This is a genomic window from Candidatus Hydrogenedentota bacterium, from assembly GCA_035416745.1.
GTDB lineage: Bacteria > Hydrogenedentota > Hydrogenedentia > Hydrogenedentales > SLHB01 > UBA2224.
This window is the reverse complement of the sequence record DAOLNV010000017.1, coordinates 1-20,119: the sequence shown is the minus strand read 5'-3', so window position 1 is coordinate 20,119 and position 20,119 is coordinate 1. Positions and strand designations below refer to the sequence as shown.

13 protein-coding genes are annotated in these 20,119 nt (G+C 61.5%); 6 read left to right on the top strand and 7 right to left on the bottom strand.

The genetic code is table 11. The features are described from left to right. Positions 1-50 precede the first annotated feature (50 nt). Positions 51-1,043, bottom strand: a complete 993-nt coding sequence (locus PLJ71_07885; protein ID HQM48594.1) for an AraC family transcriptional regulator — start codon at positions 1,041-1,043, stop codon at positions 51-53. A gap of 496 nt (positions 1,044-1,539) precedes the next feature. Between PLJ71_07885 and PLJ71_07880 the strand changes: the two genes are divergently transcribed. From PLJ71_07880 to PLJ71_07870, 3 genes are all read left to right on the top strand, one after another. Further along, positions 1,540-2,631 carry a prepilin-type N-terminal cleavage/methylation domain-containing protein gene (locus tag PLJ71_07880; GenBank protein HQM48593.1) on the top strand — a complete coding sequence of 364 codons (1,092 nt, stop codon included), beginning with the start codon at positions 1,540-1,542 and terminating at the stop codon, positions 2,629-2,631. A gap of 975 nt (positions 2,632-3,606) precedes the next feature. Further along, positions 3,607-4,683 carry a prepilin-type N-terminal cleavage/methylation domain-containing protein gene (locus tag PLJ71_07875; protein ID HQM48592.1) on the top strand — a complete coding sequence of 359 codons (1,077 nt, stop codon included), beginning with the start codon at positions 3,607-3,609 and terminating at the stop codon, positions 4,681-4,683. Positions 4,684-5,017: 334 nt separating this feature from the next. After that, complete coding sequence (locus PLJ71_07870; GenBank protein ID HQM48591.1) at positions 5,018-7,519, top strand: hypothetical protein; 2,502 nt, start codon at positions 5,018-5,020, stop codon at positions 7,517-7,519. Between the two features lie 688 nt (positions 7,520-8,207). On the opposite strand, the gene PLJ71_07865 is transcribed toward PLJ71_07870, so the two are convergent. From PLJ71_07865 to PLJ71_07840, 6 genes are all read right to left on the bottom strand, one after another. Continuing rightward, positions 8,208-9,500 carry an extracellular solute-binding protein gene (locus PLJ71_07865; protein ID HQM48590.1) on the bottom strand — a complete coding sequence of 431 codons (1,293 nt, stop codon included), beginning with the start codon at positions 9,498-9,500 and terminating at the stop codon, positions 8,208-8,210. A gap of 31 nt (positions 9,501-9,531) precedes the next feature. Continuing rightward, the gene (locus PLJ71_07860; GenBank protein HQM48589.1) at positions 9,532-10,866 is read right to left on the bottom strand and encodes an adenylosuccinate synthase; all 1,335 of its coding nucleotides are present in this window, start codon (positions 10,864-10,866) and stop codon (positions 9,532-9,534) included. A 38-nt stretch (positions 10,867-10,904) separates the two neighbouring features. Further along, complete coding sequence (locus PLJ71_07855) at positions 10,905-11,375, bottom strand: DUF1844 domain-containing protein (protein HQM48588.1); 471 nt, start codon at positions 11,373-11,375, stop codon at positions 10,905-10,907. A gap of 253 nt (positions 11,376-11,628) precedes the next feature. Next, a complete protein-coding gene (gene ndk, locus PLJ71_07850; protein HQM48587.1) occupies positions 11,629-12,081 on the bottom strand; it encodes a nucleoside-diphosphate kinase in 453 nt (150 codons plus the stop codon). A gap of 229 nt (positions 12,082-12,310) precedes the next feature. Next, positions 12,311-14,584 carry an NADP-dependent malic enzyme gene (locus PLJ71_07845; protein ID HQM48586.1) on the bottom strand — a complete coding sequence of 758 codons (2,274 nt, stop codon included), beginning with the start codon at positions 14,582-14,584 and terminating at the stop codon, positions 12,311-12,313. Between the two features lie 174 nt (positions 14,585-14,758). Next, on the bottom strand, positions 14,759-15,157 hold the full coding sequence (locus PLJ71_07840) for a sigma factor-like helix-turn-helix DNA-binding protein (protein ID HQM48585.1): 399 nt from the start codon (positions 15,155-15,157) through the stop codon (positions 14,759-14,761). A gap of 399 nt (positions 15,158-15,556) precedes the next feature. Here PLJ71_07840 and PLJ71_07835 point away from each other — a divergent pair, with 399 nt between their 5' ends. The 3 genes from PLJ71_07835 (at position 15,557) to PLJ71_07825 (ending at position 19,690) form a co-directional block, all read left to right on the top strand. Continuing rightward, positions 15,557-18,229, top strand: coding sequence for a glycoside hydrolase family 127 protein (locus PLJ71_07835; GenBank protein HQM48584.1), 2,673 nt, complete (start codon positions 15,557-15,559; stop codon positions 18,227-18,229). Then, positions 18,226-18,411, top strand: a complete 186-nt coding sequence (locus tag PLJ71_07830; protein ID HQM48583.1) for a hypothetical protein — start codon at positions 18,226-18,228, stop codon at positions 18,409-18,411. The genes PLJ71_07835 and PLJ71_07830 overlap by 4 nt, the downstream gene beginning before the upstream one ends. A 187-nt stretch (positions 18,412-18,598) precedes the next feature. Continuing rightward, a complete protein-coding gene (locus tag PLJ71_07825; GenBank protein ID HQM48582.1) occupies positions 18,599-19,690 on the top strand; it encodes a formylglycine-generating enzyme family protein in 1,092 nt (363 codons plus the stop codon). Positions 19,691-20,119 lie beyond the last annotated feature (429 nt).

The window sequence follows — 20,119 nt, the reverse complement described above, 5'->3', positions numbered from 1 at the left end:
GGGACAGCGGCCGCCCGCTCCATCCAACCTTCGTGTGGGAAGGGGATAAGTTACGGCTTTTTTTCGCTGAAACGGTCGCGGTAGGCGCGCGGCGTCATCTTGCGCCGCTCGTGGAACACTCTCTCGAAATGGGGAACATCCGAAAAACCAAGCGCGTAGGCTATGTCCGTTACCGAATGCTGGGTGTGCAGCAGCAGCCAGCACGCGTGCTGCACGCGGCGGTGCTGGAAATACTGGGACGGACTGACCCCAACGGCTTTGTTGAACTGGCGCGCAAGATGGCCCGGCGACAGTCCATACTGCTTCGCAAGGTCAGACACGCGGAACGGCTCGTTCGAGGAGGCGTGATTCTCGATTATCCTGAGCCAGTCGAGAAGCTGTTCGTTCAGACTTTCGGAAGGGTCAAGCCCTTGGGAATCCGCGTACGAACGCCCCACCACGATTATCAGCTTGCCCAGACAGCGCCTGAGGTAGGGAAGCGATGGCCTCCCCCGTTCCAGCTCGAGCGCCATCGCCCGGAATTCCGCGATACATAACGCCAGATTCTCTTCATTCAGCCTGTGATGGGTTACCCGGAGGCTTCCCGCCGGGGCCAGGGCATCGGGCGCCAGAAAAAGCTGAAGCACGCCCGGCTCCCCCCACAGGTCCTCCGAGCCGTGTGCGACACATTCCGACAAACACCCGCATTCGATCCGCTGGATGCCGTCGATTTGGTCGAACGCGTGGGGCTGTCCCGGAGACGTCATGACGATATCTCCCCGCCCCAGGGGCGCCACGTAGTGTTGCGTGCGGTGCACGGCTTTGCCCCCGAGGATCAGCAGCAACTCGCAATGATCGTGGTCGTGCGGCGGCAGTTCGCGCTTGTTCTCGGGAGAGAGGTGGTCCACCGTACCCGGCCAGGCCAAGTCCTCGCACGGACGCGGGGTTTCCCCGTTCACATGCGTGAACTCGTGGTAGCCAACGGATAGCGGCCGCTGCGCAGTCAATATGTAGCCGTACCGTTGGACGGTTCGCTCCGCGATCAGCCCGTACAACTTATTCATTCTGGAAATCCGATCAAAATATTCAATTATCGACACTACAACCCTGTTAGTGTCGTATCCAACATAGACTGCTGGCTATGAAACCTGTCGGCTGACGCGTCAATTCTAGGTGATTTGGACCTTGCTGGCAAGTGGCGTTGTTAACGCAGAGGCTTTCGGGCTCCTAAGTCATTGTTAGCATTTTGGTTATGGAAAAGGGCCCAAACGTCGGACAAGACGGTTGAAGCATAGCGCTTCGGCAGTCCGAGGCGCGGCAGGCGAGGGGCCGTGCGAAACGATACCCTTCAGCTTGCAGAACTTGAATAGAGGATTGGCGGTTGGGGTCGCTGCCACTCCTGGTGGAGAGTCCTCCGTCAACCCTAAGGATAAGGAGAGCGCCAAGGGAAGCAATCCGTACTCATCAAGCATCTTCGTAAGGGTTTCGAAGAGCTTATCGGTCCTGATGAAATGAAAAGTAACGGAGCTGAATCGTAAAGAACCGCAGGGAGTCGACATTATGATATCCAAGAAAGGCTTTACGTTGATAGAGCTGCTGGTGGTGATCGCGATCATTGGCATTCTGGCCGCGATTCTTCTGCCGGCACTGGCGCGGGCCCGCGAAGCTGCGCGGCGTTCGAGCTGCCAGAACAACCTCAAACAATGGGGCATCGTTTTCAAGATGTTCGCCAACGAGTCCAAGGGCGAACGTTGGCCTTACAACAGCATTGACCACACGAATACGTCGTTCGCGGCTGACAAGAACATGGCCGTGGCCCCCGGCGCGTGGGAGGTGTATCCCGAATACTGCACAGACGTCATGATCGCCGCCTGCCCGTCAGCCGGCCGTTATGACGACTACAAAGCCACCGATTTCAGCCTGGCCAGAAACGCGTTGGGCGGCTGCGACACCAATTCGGTGACCCGTGCCACGACCGACAACGACCAGAATAACCCCTGCTTTGGCAAGCAAGCTGCCCCCCGAGTAGTGGAGCCGCTGGTAGGCTCCGGCGGCACAAAGGCGCGTTTCTACGATTGCGGCATCAACCCGAACGCGTGCGCGCCGTATTGGCACACCGACCTCTACACGAGCCGGTTCACCGATGTTCGCAGCTACCGCTATCCTGGCCGCATGATCGAGCAGTCCTGGATGGTGAACACTGCGCTGGACTACTGGGCGGTCGGGCAGAGCGTCATGAACAACTACACCACGGGGAAGTGGCCGGGCGCTCCTACTTCGGAAACCAATTCCTCGTGGCGTAATCGGGCGAGCGACTTCAGCGTCACGCTGCCTTCCGGCAAAGAGATCAGCATCCGCCGGTTGCGTGAGGGCATCGAGCGTTTCTGCATCACCGACATCAACAACCCCGCGGGCTCGGCCCTTGCGCAGTCGGAAATCGTTGTCATGTACGACGAGAGCCGTGCGTATGATGCGGGCGGCGGCGGCGTCGATGCCAACCGTTTCAACCACATTCCGGGCGGCATGAACATCCTGTTCATGGACGGCCACGTGGAATGGGCGCGGTACCATGGCAGCGAGCTTTGGCCGGTAAACGAATTCGCCTACGTGGTGCCGCCCGGCTGCGACCCCGACAATTTGGATTTCCCCTGAGACCGTCTCAGACATATTGCGCACAGCCGCCGCGTAAGCGGGGCCGTGCGGATATAGAAAAGAAGTACGGGAGCGAGGAGTGCCGGCAGCAGTATCGCCGGCACTCCTTACTCTGTTCTGACTCTGGGGACACAACACTCGGTTTATTGGTCACTTCGCCCGCCAACGCATTGCTTCGAGCGCGAATTCCTTTCGGCCGGATCAACGATGGAGTATTCAGGGGTTATCAGTGAGATTTGTGCTTATCCCCTCAAGGCTTGCCGTTAGTTGTCGATTATCATCCAGAGGGGGAGCGGTGCCCGCATTCGCAACTGCCGCGCGCGCAGGGGATATTTTATTCGTTTTTGCCCCGGAATTACTCGTCGGAGCGGAAGCCGGTGACCGTGGAACGGCTGCTTTTCCCACCTCAAGCCTTCCTGTGGTCTTTACTTAAGTCTTTAAAGTCTAGTAGCTTACGTCGTTCTTGCAGATGCCCTACAACAGCTACCACAGATAGCTCTTGACATTCAAATGGCAGTGCTGGCACAATCCTGCCAAGAGATGACGGGCAGTTGATAGTTAAGCGATTATTCTTTTGATTTGGTTGTTGCTCTCCTAGAAAGCCCGCCGTCTGGAGTAGGACGTTGTGGCTCCTTACGTCCTGTTGGGGTTTGGGTAAGGGTCTGGGGGCCCGAATCCGGCGCAGGGCGGCTGACACGAGCACCCAGGAGTCGTGGGGTGCTGGTGAGTCTCAGGAACATGCCGGAGCCTCAAGGTCTGTCCTCAGGTTTCACACACGGTAGGGGGATAGGTACAGGTGATGAGTGTCATTTCCGGTGCTGGGTGTCCCCTGTAACAGTCAGGAAAGGAGGGAATAGCGGAAATTCTGTGGTACCCACGCGGCATATTCGTCGAGGTTTCGACGCGCTGAGCCGAGATGAAGTTTTGAGACCAATTGAGTGAAGTACTCTTGATAAACCATAGGGAGTCGATATCATGGTATCTAAGAAAGGTTTTACGCTGATTGAATTGTTGGTCGTTATCGCGATCATCGGTATTCTGGCCGCGATTCTTCTGCCGGCACTGGCGCGGGCCCGCGAAGCCGCGCGGCGTTCGAGCTGCCAGAATAACCTCAAGCAATGGGGCATCGTCTGCAAGATGTTCGCCAACGAGTCAAAAGGCGAAGTGTGGCCCTATTGCAGCATTGACCACACCAACACCGACACCAATGTCGCGGGCAAGAAGATGGCCGCTGCAATGGGCGCATGGCAGGTCTATCCGGAATACTGCACGGACGTCATGATCATGGCATGCCCGTCGGCCGGCCGGTATGACGACTACAAAGCCACCGATTTCAGTCTGGCCAGAAACACCCTGGGCGGCTGCGACCAGAACTTCGTCACCTATGCCACCACCAACAAGGAGAAGGACAACCCCTGCTTTGGCAAGGAAGCTGCCCCCCGGGTTGTTGAGCCGCTGGTTGGTTCCGGGACCGCCAGGGCGCGTTTCTACGATTGCGGTTTGAATCCGAATGCGTGCGCGCCGTACTGGCACACCGACCTTTACACCAGCCGGTTCACCGATGTCCGCAGCTACCGGTACTTCGGCCGCATGATCGCGCAAGAGTGGATGACCAACACGGTTGATGACTATTTCGCGGTCGGCTGCTACATCATGGGCAGCGGCTCGTACAACACGACAGACAGCAGCATTCAGTGGGCGAACAGAGACAACGACTTCACCCCTCCCCCGCTGCCGTCGGGCAAAGAGATCACCATTCGCCGGTTGCGTGAAGGCATCGAGCGGTTCTGCATCACCGACATCAACAATCCCGCGGGCTCGGCAACCGCGCAGTCTGAACTCGTTGTCATGTACGACGAGAGCCGTGCGTATTCTGCGGGCGGCGGCGGCGTTGATGCCAACCGGTTCAACCACATTCCGGGCGGCATGAACATCCTGTTCATGGACGGCCACGTGGAATGGGCTCGCTACCACGGGCACGATGCATGGCCGGTAAACGAATTCGCATTTAAGTACCCGATCGGCATCACTTCCGGCATGGACTTTCCGTGACCTTGTACAATGGCGCACGTCACCTGGCCGCCGCGTAAGCGGGGCCATGCGGACATAGTGTAAGCAGTAAATGAGGGGTGCGGGGCGCAGCAATGCCCCCGGCACCCCTCAATTCAATTTTGGGGACACAATACTCAATTCTTCATATCAAAGATATGGAACGCAGACGAGAGACGATTCTTTCGCGGGTGTAGCAATCATAATTGAGTATTGTGTCCCCAAAATTGGTATTATGGGTGTACTACGGGTGTTCCGAAGTGCCGGCCTCGCGGGGGCATTGTGCCGTGAGGCCGAAGGTGCGTGCAGGGAACAAAAAACAGACAGGGGAGAAACGATGCGTCTGGGTATTGCCACGGATATGATTGCGAAAGCCCTGGTGCTTTTGCTCGTTTGTTGTGTGACTTCGTGTGTTCAGGAAAAGAGCGAGACCGGTCCTGCCGCTCCGGTCCAAAAGCCGGCTGAGCCGCGGGCAGCCGCGCCGGCTGAAGTCCCGGCGGCTCCTCCCGCTGCTGCGGCCGCCGCAGCGCCGGGCGAGGTGGATTGGTCGAAGGCGCAACTGTACGTTCCGGAAGGGAACGCGCTGCTTGCGAAGGCGGGGGAAATGCTCCAACAGGAGCTCGAGAAGCGCAGCGGCGTGCAGATTGCTCTGGCTGGAGCACCCGGCGCCTCGCCGGCGATTGTGCTTGGAACGGCCGCTACGTTGCCCGCATCGTTTGCGTTGCCGGGGGGGGTGCAGGTGCCGGACAAGGCTGAGGGGTATGCGGTTCATTGCGACGGCGCCACGCTGTATCTTGTCGGCCATGACGAGCGGGGCGCGCTGTATGCTGTGGGACACCTCATTCGTACGGCGGAACTAGGGAAGGGCAGCATCACGCTGCCCGAGAGCCTGTCGGTGTCTTCGGCGCCGGTGTATTCCATGCGGGGCCATCAGATTGGGTACCGCGACACGGCCAACAGCTACGATGCGTGGACCGTGGAAGTGTACGAGCAGTATGTGCGCGACTGCATCATTTTCGGCGCGAACGCGATTGAAGTAATCCCGAGCCTGGACGAGGACAAAGAGAGCAACCAGATCATGCCGCTGCCGCAGGAGCAGATGAACCGGAAAGTGTCGGCGATGCTGGATTCCTACGGGATCGACGTGTGGCTCTTCCTGGCGCTCGGCGAGAACGTCAAGAACCCGGACGAATACAAGCAGGCATTGGAGGCGCGCGACGCCTTGTTTGCGGCGTATCCCAGAATCGATCACGTCATGGTGCCTGGGGGCGATCCGGGAGACACGGAACCCCAGGACCTCATGCCCTGGCTCGCCGAGATGACCGGGGTGCTGCACAAACACTTCCCCAAAGCGGGCCTGTGGGTATCGAACCAAGGTTTTACCGTTGAGCAGAACGAAGTATTCTTCAAATACCTTCAAGACAACCAGCCGGAGTGGCTGACAGGCGTGATCTTCGGGCCGTGGACCCAGATCTCCTTGAAGGAAGAGCGCGAGCGCACGCCGTCCCGTTATGCGATTCGCCGCTACCCCGATATCACGCACAATGTGCGGTGCCAGTACCCGGTGCCGGATTGGGACCGCGCGTTTGCCCAGTTGATCGGCCGGGAATGCTCAAATCCCAGGCCCATCGGCACCGCCCATATTCATAACCTTTTCGCGCCGCTGGCACAGGGTTTTGTGTCTTATTCGGATGGATGCCACGACGACTTGAACAAGATGATCTGGACGTCCCTGGCCTGGAATCCGGAAGCGGACGTAAAAGGCATTGTGCGCGAGTACGCGCGGGCGTTCTTCGGGGAGGCGTACGCGGATGACGTCGCAGAAGGGCTCTACATGCTGGAAGCCAACTGGGTTGGCCCGGTTCTGGACAATGCTGGCATCGACGCGACGCTGGCGCATTGGCAGGCCCTCGAGCAACGGGGCGGGGCCGATTTGTCGGGCAACTGGCGGTTCCAGCTCTACCTGCTGCGTGCGCTTTGCGACGGGTATATCCGCGCGCGGTTGGCCGCCGAGACCGCACAGGAACAGGAAATCTACACTGCCCTGGAAGGCATTCGGGGAACCGGAGTTGGCGAAGCGGCGGCCGCGCTGCACACGAAACTCAGTCAGACCCCGCCGCCGCAGGTGCGTCCGGAGCTTCGGAAGCGCATTGAGGAGGTCTCGATGGCGATGCATGAGAGCATCGGGATGCAGCTCTCGGTTCTGCCGCCCTATTTTGCGCTTAACCCCGAGCGCGGGGCCATTCTCGACGGCATCGACCTTCCGCTCAGCAACAGGCTGTGGCTCATGAAGGAGATCGCAACGCTTCCGGCCCTGGCCAGCGATGATGAGCGGAATGCCGTCATCGACCGGCTCCTCACGTGGGAGAATCCGAAACCCGGCGCGTTGTACGACGACCTCGGATGCGCCTGGAAACAGCCTCACCTCGTCAAGCAGACCACATGGGAGGAAGACCCCGGTTTCGTCAACGGGCCGCAGTGCGAACATGCCCGCGGCCAGGACAACAGGACGCGCGAGTACACCGACGACCGGCTGTCCTGGCTCGACCAAGCCCAGACGCTGTTCGTTACCCCCCTCAAGATGCACTACGAAGGGCTGGACCCCGCCAAGGCCTACACCCTGCGCGTTACTTATGCGGGGCGGTTCAGGCCAACGATGCGGCTCGTGGCTGACGGGGGCCACGAGGTACACGGACCCATGGCGCAGCCCAATCCCATATGGCCCGTTGACTTCGTGTTGCCGAAGGAATTGACGGCGGACGGCGTTCTCGACCTCGAATGGCAGCGTGTTGAAGGACGCGGATGCCAGGTCGCGGAGGCGTGGCTGATCCCCGAATGATCCTGACGTTCGAGAGAACGTTTACGTGCTGGCGGCGAAGATGCCTTCGCCGCCGGTTTCGTTTTGAGCCAGAGCTTCTGTTTCGGCGTGATGATACGTGGTTGCAGTGCAAAAGAACCTATAGCGGCAAAGCGACGAAATGCACGAGATGAAGACGAAATAGCGGGCACCGAAACGAGAAGCACAACACCTGTTTCCGTGCAGCGGGTTTCGGGTTTGGATGAGCGGCTCCGGCAAGTATCCCCCGGCCCCACGTATCACCTATCACTGTTTTTCGCTCAGCCGAGTGCCGGTTTTCCAACCGGCCCTCCGCTGCGAAGACAACATGCACGTCCCCGCTGTGGCGCGTCCTCCAAACCCTTCACACCTTTCACCCGTTCACACCCTTGACACCCATCCATTCCTCACCCCCGCGCTGTGGCATGGTCTCCCGACCATGCCACTCTTACGACCGCAGGTCTCCAACAGACATAACCCCGGATGCCAATCATGAGCAAAATGCTCATTCTACCCGGAAACTGCAGGCGAGACGCCCGCGCTGCGGTGACCGCGGAGATCAAGTCCGGAGCCCCGCAAGAGGCGGCAGGCCGCAGCCCCGGGATAAGCCAACTCCATCATCCTGCCCCGGAGGGGCGGAGGAGACTTAGTTTCAGCCCTCTATTTCGCCGTGGCACGGTCCGCGTGGCGCCTATTGAGCTTTGTTCCGGGAGTCTTCCGTTTGGTCCGCCCAGCGATACGTCAGCTCGAGGGCACTCCACAATTCGAATTCGGCGGCGCTCCAGACGCCCGTGAAAGGCGGCGCTTGAGCTGCGGCGTATGCTTCGCGCAGCCCCGCGGGAATCTCGGCCGTGTCCGCCACCGATTGCCGCACGGGCATCGAGCCGCGAAACGCCGCCTCCGTGCCTTGCACGGTCGGTCCGGTCAGGAAATCCAACACGGCCACAATACCGTTGCGTTTCGCGGGGGCATATTTTGCGAAAACGACCAATGCCATGTCTCCCAGGCGTGATACCGGGCCGCTCTCTCCCGGCACTGGTGCCATGCCCACCGGAAACTTCACATCAAACGTCTGTGGCAGCCATTCCGATGACCCCACCGTCATGGCGACGTCGCCGTTGAGAAATGCTGAGAATCCCCACGCGGGATCCTGCAACATCCGCGCCTCGGTTCGTCCCGAGTCGCGCAACTCCAGCAGGAACTCGAGCGTGCGCATCGCGGCTGGCGCGGTCAGGCCGCTCTGATTGAGTTCGCACACCCGGCCCCCGGCTGACCACAACGATTCGACAAAGGGGACGTAACCGATGGCGCGGACGGCCTTGGCCCCGGGCGCGGCGTTGCGCAGCTCGTCCCACGTTTCTGGCGCGTTCGCCACCAGGTCCCGATTGAAGAACAACACGCTGCAGAAACCGTCCGCGGGCAACGCCCACACCCTTCCCTGCATCGCGTAGGCGTCGCGCGCCGCCGGATGGATATCGTCGAGTACCTCCAGGGGAAGAAACCCGTCCAGGGGCATGAGCCGGCCGGCCTGAGCCAGGCGGGCCGCCCACGAACGCTCGACCACCGCGATATCCGGCACGTCACCGGCGGCCAGAGCTACCGTAAGCTTCTGAACCGCCACATGCCATTCGCCGATGAACTGACCATCAAGTTTCAGCCCGGGATGGGCCTGTTCGAAAGCGGCCGGTCCGCCGGGCCGTCTAAGCCCTGCCGCGATGATCGGGTGTGACGGATACCAGACCACAATACGGGCCGGGTCCGCGGGTATCTCGGGGGACTCGATGGCCATGGCGGCCGGATACTGGGTCCGCTCCTCGTCGAGCAGGCGCGTAATGCGCTGGTGGGCGCGGTTGAGCGCTTCCTTCGGGGGAATCGGCTCGGGACCGGCGAGGCAACCACAGGCCGCTGCCGCCACGAAAACCATAAGCGCCCGGCAGCAAAGCCGGGCGCCGCGGCCAAAGGCATATGGGCGTCTTGTCGTCATGGCGAGAACGTGCGATGACGCGCGGTAAACCTCATGCGGGATTTCCCGTCAATCCGTGCCCGGCGCCGCAGGCATCGATGGCAAATGGATCGATGCGTTCGATGGTCTGTTCACGGCCGGGTCCGACGCTGACGGTGCATACGGGCACGCCAAGCAATTCCTCGATCCGCAGGAAATAGCGCTGGGCTTTCTCGGGCAGCTCTTCCCAGGTGCGGCAAGACGAGATATCCTGGTTCCAGCCCGGTATCTCCTCGTACAGGGGCTCGATGTTCTCGAGGACATCGATGCCCGTCGGGAAATCCTTGGTGACCTTGCCATTCACCCGATACGCCGTGCAGATCTTGATCGGGTCCAGGTTGCTGAGCACGTCCGGCTTCGTCAACACGATTGCGGTCATGCCGTTGAGTTTCGAAGCGCGGCGCAATTGCACCGCATCGAACCAGCCGCAGCGGCGGGGCCGCCCCGTGGTGGCGCCATACTCGTTCCCCTGCGTGCGCAGTTGCTCGCCCAGGGCATCGGTCAACTCCGTGGGGAAGGGGCCTTCGCCCACACGGGTCGTATAGGCTTTCACGATCCCAATTACGCCGTGGATGTTGGTGGGGCCTACCCCGGCGCCCGCGCATACCCCGCCCGACACCGTGGTCGAGCTCGTGACGTAGGGGTAGGTTCCGTGATCGAGGTCCAGCATGGCGCCCTGGGCGCCCTCGAAGACGATCCGCTTGTCGGCCGCGACCGCGTCGTGCACCAGCTTTACCGCATCCGTAACAAAGGGGCGCAACCGCTCCGCGTAGACCCGGTACTCCTCGAAGACGTCCTCAAAGCGCAGCGGCGCCTCGTTCAACACCTTTTCCAGTACGCCGTTCTTGTAATCGAGGACGGCCGCGAGCTTCTCTTTGAAGATGGGCTCGTTCACCAGGTCGCCCATTCGGATCCCGATGCGGTCGGCCTTGTCGGCGTAACAGGGGCCGATGCCCCGGCCCGTGGTGCCGATGCGGTTTTTGCCCCGGAAACGCTCCTGGGCCTTGTCGAGCAGCTTGTGATACGGCATGATCACGTGGGCGCAATCCGAGAAGAACAAGCGCCCGTGGGTCTCGTAGCCCGCGGCTTCCAGGCTGTTCAGTTCCTGGATGACGACCGCCGGGTCCAGTACTGTGCCGTTGCCGACGATGCACGTTATGCCCTTGTGGAGAATGCCGCTGGGGATAAGATGAAGGATGGTCTGCTTCCCGTCCACCACCACCGTGTGGCCGGCGTTGTTTCCGCCCTGATGACGGACCACCATCTCGGCATACTTCGTGAGGTAGTCGACGATCTTTCCTTTTCCCTCGTCGCCCCACTGCATACCAACGACGACATAGGCAGGCATGGCTCGCCTCCTTCTCTCTCTAATGGCGCCCGAGCCGCTTACGCCTTGGGATTGCGCAGGTTTTTCAGATCGACCCCCGCTTGTTTCAAGGTCTGCTCATGCACCTGTTGGGCACGCGCCACATAGAAACGCTGGAGATCCGCCAGGGTGCCCGTAAGCTGACCGGACTCCTCGGACGTCAGATTGCCCTTGGTTTTCTCTCGCAGCATCATGAGCGTGTCGATGATGAAGCGCGCGGACGCGATATCCACATACACCTCTTTGGCGTCCTGGGGAGCGATGACGCCGAGCGCGTACAGCCCCTGCGCTGCCAGGCTGTTGACCAGTGCCGTGAAACTGGCCTCGACGGGCTCTTCCTCAGGCATTTCAGCATCAGGTTTTGTGTCTGCGGCCGGCTGAGGGGCTTCCTGGGCTTTCTCCCCGGACTTGGCACGGGCCTGTTCTCTCTCGCGGGCTACCTGGGCTTTCCAGTCTTCATCGATGAGAATCTTCTTCTCTTCATCCGCCATTATCGACCACCTCCAGCACATCCCGTGCAGGTCCGTGCCGCATTGTCACACGCACGCCCACGGCCCCGAAAACCGGGGCCGTGGTACGTTTGCAAAACACCCGAACCGAGACGCGCCATCCGCTTGCTACTTGTTCTTGTGGCGGTTCGCGCGACGCTTCTTCTTGCGTTTGTGTTTGGCGATCTTCGCGCGACGAACCTTACGTCCACCAGCCATGCGATGGCCTCCTTTCCTGCTCGGTCCAAACCGCTGTTTATTCACGCAGCCAAGCTTCGCCGGGCTGCGAATACTCCCACAATTCCGCCGGCTCGAAATACAGGGCAATCTCCCGTTTGGCCGTGTCCGGCGCGTCCGATGCGTGCACGAGGTTGTTCTGCACCGTGAGACCGAAATCGCCCCGAATCGTGCCGGCATCCGCCTCGCGCGAGTTCGTGGCCCCATTGAGCTTGCGCGCCATGGCAATGGCCTCTTCGCCTTCCCACACCATCTGGATGGTGGGACCCGACGTAATGAAATCCAATAGCCCCGGGTAGAACGGTTTGCCAAGATGCTCGGCGTAATGTTTCTCCGCCAGCGCTCTTGAGACGATCTGCATCTTCAGGCCCACGAGTTTCAGGCCTTTTGCCTCGTACCGGCCGATGACCTCGCCGATGAGGCGGCGCCCGACGGCGTCGGGCTTTATCATCACGAACGTCCGCTCTACCACAACTCGTCCTCAACTGTTATGCATGCGGCGGATTAACGGATTGAGCCAGGCACACTTCTGAAACCGCCGCCCCGTTTCCCGGCGGCAAAACCAAACAAGTATAGCAAACGAAGTGCGGAGAGTTCAAACGCCCGGGCTGCTCGCGATGCCGCGCATGACGATGAAGACAAGCAGCCCCACCCGCTCGGGTATGAGCCGGATCAACGGACGGCCTTTTTCCGCGCCGGCCTTATTTTCGAAGCAGGTCGGACACGGCGCCTTGGGCGTCGACGACGGCCAGCGCTGTCATGTTGACGATGTCGGCCTCGTTGTAGCCGCCGTACTCCATGATGTGGGCCGGCTTGTTCATGCCGAGAAGGATGGGTCCGATGCTCTCGGCCCCGCTGAACCGTTGCGCGAGTTTGCAGGCGGCATTGCTCGAATTAAGGCAGGGGAAAATGAGAATGTTGGCCCCGCCCTTGAGGTCCGAGAACGGGAAGTTCTCCTCGAGCATGTCCGGCGAGATGGCGGTATCGGCCTGCATTTCGCCATCCGCTTTCAGACCGGGCGCGCGTTCGCGCACCAGTTCGACGGCACGGCGCATCTTCTCGGCCTCGGGGGCCTGGACACTGCCGAAATTGCTGAACGACACCATGGCGAGCCGGGGCTCGAGTTCGAACTCGCGCACGCGATTCGCGCACAGGATCGCGATGTCGGCCAATTCCTCCGCCGTGGGATCGATCGTCACCGACACGTCGGCGAAGAAATACAGTTGGTCGCGCATGGCCAGTATCGTCATTCCGGCAGCCTTTCGGACGTCCGGCCGCGTACCGATGATCTGGAGCGCCGGCCGCAGCGTGTCCGCATAATTCGTGGTGAGGCCGGACACGATACCGTCGGCTTCGCCGAGATGGACCATCATGGCCCCGAAATAGTTGCGCAACAGCATCAACTCGTGGGCCAGCGAAACCGTGACGCCCTTACGCTGGCGCATGCGGTAGAACTCCTGCTCGTACCGGTCGTGACGGTCAGTGGTCCGTGGGTCGATAATCTCGAGGGCGCTATCGAGGGGGATGCCGCTCTCCTCGGCCATGGCCTCGATGCGTTGTCTGGGCCCGAGGAGTATGGGCTGCGCCATCCGTTCGTCCAGGATGGTTTCACATGCCTTGATCACGGGGAGCTGGTCACCCTCAGGGAAGACGATCCGTTTGGGGTGCGTGCGGGCTTTGTTGATCATCACCCGCATGACCTTGCGCGACATTCCCAGCCTGCCCTCGAGCTCTTCGCGGTATTCCTCGATGTCGATTTCGATACGTGCCACGCCGGTTTCCATGGCTGCTTGAGCCACCGCCGACGCCTCCCAAATCAACACGCGCGGGTCGAACGGTTTCGGAATTATGTATTCGGGACCGAAGCGCAGCCGCCCGCCGCCGTAAACCTTTTCCACCTGGTAGGGCACGGGTTCCTTGGTGAGGTTGGCGAGGGCATAGGCGGCCGCGATCTTCATGTCGTCGTTGATGGCGCGGGCGCGCACGTCCAACGCGCCGCGGAAAATAAACGGGAAGCCGAGCACGTTGTTGACCTGGTTGGGGTAATCGCTCCGGCCCGTCGCCATGATAACGTCGTCGCGCGCCTCGAGGGCGTCCCCGTACGTAATCTCGGGATCGGGGTTGGCCATGGCAAAAATGATGGGCCTGTCGGCCATGGCCCGCACCATCTTCTTCGAAACGCAGTTCGCGACCGAAAGGCCCGCGAAGACGTCGGCGCCTTCAAGCGCATCCTCGAGGGTGCGCGCGCCGGTCTCGACGGCGAACGCCTCTTTGTACGGGTTCATGCGGTCGGTGCGGCCTTTGTAGATGACGCCGGTGCTGTCGCAGAGAATCACGTTCTCGGGCTTCACGCCAAGCGCGATGTAGAACTTGGCGCAAGCAATGCCCGCGGCCCCGGCGCCGTTGAACACCACTTTCACCTTCTCGATGTCCTTCTCGGCGATCTGGAGCGCATTGATCAGTCCCGCCCCCGAAATTATCGCGGTGCCGTGCTGGTCGTCGTGGAATACCGGGATATCCATCTCGGCTTTGAGCCGTTCTTCGATCAGGAAACACTCGGGGGCGCGTATATCCTCGAGGTTGATGCCCCCGAACGTCGGTTCCATGAGCTTGACGGCCCGGATAATCTCTTCGGGGTCGTTTGTGTCCAATTCGATGTCGAACACGTCGATATCGGCGAAACGCTTGAACAACACGCCCTTGCCTTCCATGACGGGCTTGCCCGCGAGCGCGCCGATCTTGCCCAGCCCGAGCACGGCCGACCCGTTGGTCACCACCGCGACCAGGTTCCCGCGCGCGGTGTAGTCATACGCAAGGCTGGGGTCTTTCTCGATCTCGCGGCACGGCTCGGCAACGCCCGGGGTGTAGGCCATGGACAGGTCGCGTTGGGTCTGGCAGGGTTTCGTGGAAATAACCTCGATTTTGCCGCGCCGTCCCACGCTGTGGTAGTTCAAAGCATCTTCGCGAGTAATCATGTAGCTTCTCCTCCCGGTACGGTCCCTCCCGGCATGCTCATGGGGCGTGGCTGTTTGCACGGGATTCGTGTCGAACGCGCCTTTTCTGGTTTACCGGCCGGCAAGGCACAGGCCGGTCACGCATGCCAGACCATCGGAAGCGCTTAGTATACCCCGTTCTCCTTATCGAACGCATTATTCCCTGCGCCCCCGCGTTGCCGCATTCTCGAAGCGCGTAACCCGGAGCCGTGCGCGGGTGCGGCGGTCTGCCAACTGCCGGCGCAGTTTGACCAGGCCGCGCTGAACCGCGCGGTGCACCACCGAGGGGTGTGTCCCCGTGCGCTCAGCCACCTCGCGGTACGTCAGCCCACGGAAAAACAACAGCTCGACGCAACGGCGCTCGCGCGCCGACAACTTGGATTTCATATGCCGCCGCACCCATCGCAACAGCCGGGCTTTCTCGCGGCCGTACTCGAGGGCATCTTCGATCTCGCCGGGAGTTTCATGCCAGAGACTCCGCGCTTCGTTCACGGCGTCAAGCTTCGCGGGAGCCACCGGGTACTCCCTTCGCCAGTGCCAATTCGTGGTTTCCATGCGTGTAATTCCTCCTTTTGGCGGCATGGTGCCGGACCGCCCCGTTTCACAAGGAATAGTGGCATCGAAACGGCGAGAAAAACCTTTGCGGAACCAGGTCTTTTTCTTTGAATTTTCTTGGCAGGGCAGCCCGTGCCGTTGAATCAGGGATTCGCCGCTGCGTACCATGGCGGTTACCGGGCGAAACGGAGGCCGGCTCTGCCCGAGAGTCCCCTGCCAGCCCATAGTCCCGCGGGGCTGCTCAAGAGGATGCGTTTCGGAAAAGGCGCAGGCGAACGGCGGCATTCGTGCCACGCGGGGAGCGCCGGCTGTCCAATTTTCGCTGAACCGGGGCCTCTGCCGGCTCAGGCAGAACGATTTGGTGCTCGACGTAACCTTCATCGCAGGAGGCGATACAGCATGAGCAATATGAATCCGATCTCGGCGGTTCTCGTACTTGCCATCACCAGCCAGGGATTTGCGGTTTTCCAGAACGCGAACGCGGAACCAGCGTCCTGGCCTCAGGCCGTCCTGGCGAACCCTCGGGACGTCGAACTCGGCGGGACGTTGGGTGATGCGTTGCGGCGCGGCGTCGCGCGGATGGATATGGCCCCGTATACCGAGGAGTGGCTCTTGGCCGACCTGTCGTTCGAGGTGGAGCGCAGATACACAAACTTCAGCGGTGATGTTTCCGGCCGTTTCATCGAATTGACGGCGTTGACCAGCCCGGCCGGCCAGAAATCGCCTGCAACGCTGGCGCCGGTACTGGCCGCGATAACGCGGGAACGGAATTCTCAATTCCAGAAGCCGGACGGGCACTTCGGCGTCGATGTGGATCTGACAAAGGAGGGTCTTGCCGAGGATTCGCCCACGATTTGCCTGCTCTGGGGCAATGCCCGCCTGCTGGCCGGCCTGGTCGTTTGCGCGCGTGAATACGACGACCCGGCGGCGTTGGACGCGGCCAAACGGCTGGGAGATTTCTATGTTGCAACGGCCGATCAACTCTGCGATCCCCAACGGGATTCCGATTATCGCGCCAGCGGTACGTACGGTCACAGCTATACATGCAATTATTTCCCGGCCATCGAAGGATTGGCCATGCTCTACCGCGAGACCAACGACGGGCGCTACCTCGCGCAGGCGCAGCGGATGGCCGAGTTCTTCTCGAGGTTCGACGTTCTCCCCATCGACCACAGCCACGGCAACCTCTCGGCCTGGCGGGGAATCCTGTACCTCTACGAGATCACCGGCGACCGGAAATACCTCGACCGCGCGCGCGCGAAATGGGACACGGCGGTCGCGGGCGGGTATGTCTGGCCCATTGGCGGCATCGGCGAACGATGGGACGTGTTCTACCGGGCGGGCGAAACGTGCAGCGAGGCCGACTGGTTGCGGTTCTGTCTTGACCTGTGGCGGTTTACAGGCGAAACGCGCTATCTCGAGGTCGCCGATCGCCTGCTTCACAACCAGTATCCTGCCAGTCAATGCGAAAACGGCGGCTACGGCGACCTGTACTTCGACGGCGACCCGATCGCCGGACCCTTCGCGGCCGACAGCATGCTCGAGGCCGATTACTGTTGCTGCTTCGCCGGCCCGTTGGCGCTGCACATTGCCAAGTCCTATCTGGCCGCCGGCTCAGACCGGGGCATCTACGTGAACTTCGCGCTCGATTTTGCGTCGTCTGTGAAGGCCGGCGGGCGCGACTGGCGCGTGGCCGTGCGCACGGATTCCGGCGCCAGCGCCATCGGCGTCAACATGGACGTGACGCTCGCGCCGAAGGACGAGGGCCCGCCCGCTGAGAACATCACGCTTTGGTTTCGCGTGCCCCACTGGGCGATGGGCGTTGAGCAGGTCCGATTCGCCGGCAAGGAAATCATGCCGTCGACCGAGAACGGCTATCTCCGCTTCGACGGCACGTTCCGCGCCGGTGAAACGGCGTCAGTCTCGTGCATTCTGCCCATCGGCCTGACGCTCGAAGGGCGGCGCTTTCAAAAGCTCGCGACGCCGAAGGCCGGAGAGCGCGCCCGCTTGCGCGACGTGTCCGTCTTCACGGGCCCCCATATTTTGTGCGCTACGCAGCCTGCTTCGTCCTCGGGCCGGGTGACCATCGTGGCTGCGGTCGACGCCACGGGCCGGCTCCGTTTTCGCGGCCAGACGCCCGAAGGATACAGTACGGTTTCCCTGCCCAATTCATACGTTCAGGACTACCATGTGGACGACGCGCTCCCAAACGCGCCGGAGGTTTCGCTTCATCCGTGGTCCCGCATCGTGCCCGAGCAGCGCGAGGTATTCGCGTTTGACGTGCTCGTCGTGCCCCTGGAAATGCTTGCACCCGCGAAGCCCTCAAAGGACCTGCCGGTGTCGGGCGAGGTCTTTGAGGTTCAGGGCCACACCGCATTTCTGATTTCGCCGAAGCAACCTGCCGAGACGAATCCGTGGGTGTGGTACGCGCCAAGCCTTGCACCCTATCCGGGTCCGGAAGAGAAATGGATGTTCGAACGCTTCACGGATGCGGGCATCGCCGTCGCCGGTATCGATGTGGGTGAATCGTATGGCAGTCCGGAAGGGCGGGCGCTCTATACGTCATTATACGAACGGCTTGTCGAGCAGCGTGGGTTCTCGAAGAAGCCATGCCTGCTGGCGAGAAGCCGCGGCGGGCTGATGCTCTACAACTGGGCCGTGGAGCATCCCGAGTGCGTAGGCGCCATTGCCGGCATCTATCCGGTCTGCGATATCAGAAGCTACCCCGGCCTCGACAAAGCGTGCGGCGCGTACGGCATGACCGAAGAGCAACTCGCCGGCCAACTCGAGGCGCACAACCCCGTCAGCCGCGTGGAACCGTTGGCGAAAGCCCGCGTTCCCATCTTTCACATCCACGGCGACAGCGACGACACCGTGCCCCTCGAGGCCAATTCCTCCGCCTTGGCCCAACAATACAACCGATACGGCGGACAAATGGAAATCATGGTCATCAAAGGGCGAGGCCATGACATGTGGCCCGGGTGGTTTCAAAGCGAGGAACTCGTGGACTTCGTGATTGCCAGCGTCGGGGGAAGAACATCCGAGGATGTGGGTTCAGCCAGGAAACCGTGAAGCGCGACTTCGTCTCGAAACGGCCCGGAAACAACGCCTGCGACCAGACCATTGAATCATGGATTCGCCGCCGCGTAACATGGGAGTTGCCGGGCGAAACGGAGACCGGCTCTGACGGCAAACAACCGGCCCAGGGTGGCCCGGCGGGCCGCATCAAGACGATGTGCCGCGGGATGGGATGAATTCATTGGTGCGCCATCCCCATTTCGGGGTCACATCGCCTCAGAATACGCACAATTGAACATGCAGCCACAACCAACTCTGGCCGCTTGGAAGAATCGGCGCGTGTCCGTTCCCGCTGAACCAGGCAGAGGCAAGCCTGCATCGTGTCGTCCCTGGTCCGGCGGAAAACCACGGGAGGGAAAGGCCATGTCAATTGCACGCAACCTTGCCACGATTATTCTTTCGGTCGTTGCCCTGGCGCTTGTCGGTTGTCCGCCCGGGAACAGACCCGCGGTGACCTCGTTCGCCATCAACGATGGCGCGGCTGCTGCGCCGTCGGCCGCCGTGACGCTCAATAACACCTGTTCCGAAGCGCCAACGGAATATATGGCGTCGGAGTCGTCGATCTTTGCCGGGGCGCCATGGCTCCCGTATTCGGTAGCGCCGTCGTTTACGCTGTCTTCGGGCAACGGCGCCAAGACGGTGTATTTCAAGGTGCGGAACGACGCCGGCGAGTCTTCTGTAGTAAGCGACAGCATCATGCTCGACCAGAGCGGCGGCGGAAACGAGGAGACCATCATCCTCCCGGGCAACGTGCCGCTCGCCATGCTGTGGATCGAACCCGACACCTTCATGATGGGACGGTACCCCGGCGAACTGGACAGTTCACCCGAAGAAGACCCTCAGCATTCGGTGACCCTTACGCACGGCTTCTGGATGGGCAAGTACGAGCTGACAAAAGCCCAATGGACTGCGGTGATGGGAACCGAGCCTTGGGCAAGCGAAGGGTCCGTGCTGGATGAGCCGGACACTCCGGCGGTGTATGTGAGCTGGGACAACGCCCAGCAGTTCATCACGCAACTCAACAGCCTGACGGGCAGGACGTTCCGGTTGCCGACCGAGGCCGAGTGGGAGTGCGCATGCCGCGCGGGCGCCGCGACCCGGTTCTACTGGGGCGACGACCCGGACTACGTCGAGATTAACGATTACGCGTGGTGGAATGACAGTGCCGAGCAGTCAGGCGAATACTACGCGAACACGGTGGGCCAAGGCCTCCCGAACGCGTTCGGCCTGTACGACGTGAGCGGGAACGTCTGGGAATGGTGTAAGGACTGGTACGACGCCGGCTACTATTCGGCCAGCCCCGCGACCGATCCGGCCGGGCCGGCATCGGGCTCGACCCGCGTGTTGCGCGGCGGCAGCTGGTATTTCAGCGGCAGCTACTGCCGCTCCGCGTATCGCTACTATGCCGAGCCATCGGCCACGGACGCCGACACCGGCTTCCGCCTGGCGAAGTAACCGCCGCTGGGCCGGTTTGGCGCTTTGCCGTCCCGAATGGCTGTTCGGAGGGCCGGGTGCGCCGTGGGCACGTATTACGCTGCGCGCGGGGCAGCCCTCCGTAGAGGCGTATTGCGGTAAGCCCCTGCCCGGGTCAGCGAAACGTCTGGGCTACCCGATGTCCCGGACGACTCTCCCACGATCCCCCTTGGGACCTCCGGAGCGCCGACGGGGCAGACGGCAAAAGAATGCCGAGCTGGCGCTCGGCGCTCCCAGGGGCGCCATCTCCTTGCCGTGGTCAGATAACCCCGCCAACGGCCAACGGCAGGCGTCCTCCAAAGCACCAACGGCGGCGGCATGGGGTCTCCGGGGCGCCAAGGACGGACGGCATGCCTCCTCCGGAGCGCCGACGGGGCAGACGGCAAAAGAATGCCGAGCTGGCGCTCGGCG